This is a genomic window from Rhizobacter sp. P2_H2 (genome assembly GCF_056403375.1).
In genome coordinates this window covers 1-705 of record NZ_JBFUFP010001700.1, presented here as the reverse complement: position 1 = coordinate 705, position 705 = coordinate 1, and the positions used below count along the sequence as shown (strand labels likewise).

The window sequence follows — 705 nt, the reverse complement described above, 5'->3', positions numbered from 1 at the left end:
GCACGACGCCTTCGGCAACCTCGTCACGACGAAGGACGCGTTGCAGAACACCGTGCAGATCGCGTACGACATCCGGGGCCGCAAGCTCAGGCTGACGGACCCGGACGCCGGGATGCTCGAGTACCACTACGACGCGCTCGGCCAAGCGGTGTGGCAGCAGAACCCGCTGCAGAAGCAGCGCGGCGGCTCGACCACGATGAAGTACGACGTGCTCGGCCGGGTGACGCTGCGCATCGAGCCGGAATACCAGAGCAGTTGGACCTACGACAGCTGCGCGATGGGCATCGGCAAGTTGTGCGCGACGAGTGCCAACACGGACCTCAGCCGGCAGTGGGTGTACGACAGCCTGGGGCGGCTGATCAACACCCGCTCGAGCATCGCCAACGGGCCGAGCTTTGCGAGCGCGCTGAGCTATGACGCGAACGGCCGGCAAGCGACGCAGACCTGGCCGAGCGGGCTGGCGGTGAACTACGGCTACACGCCGAAGGGTTTCCTCGGCACGGTGTCATTGGCAACGGCGGTGACGGTGAACCCGCTGCCCGCCACCCCGGGTGGCACGCCGGGAGCGAGCGTCACGCTGCCGGCCGGCACCGTGCTGTGGCAGGGGCTGGCCTACAACGCGTGGGACGGCCTGGAGCAGCAGAAGTACAGCAACGCGGTCGTGAGCAGGTCCGGCTATGAGGCATCGACGGGCCGCACCAGCAG

The 705-nt window shown here is 67.9% G+C and carries 1 pseudogene; it reads left to right on the top strand.

The window, feature by feature from the left end:
• Positions 1–705 (top strand): annotated as a pseudogene (locus AC1D15_RS35695) (hypothetical protein); the annotation flags it as partial.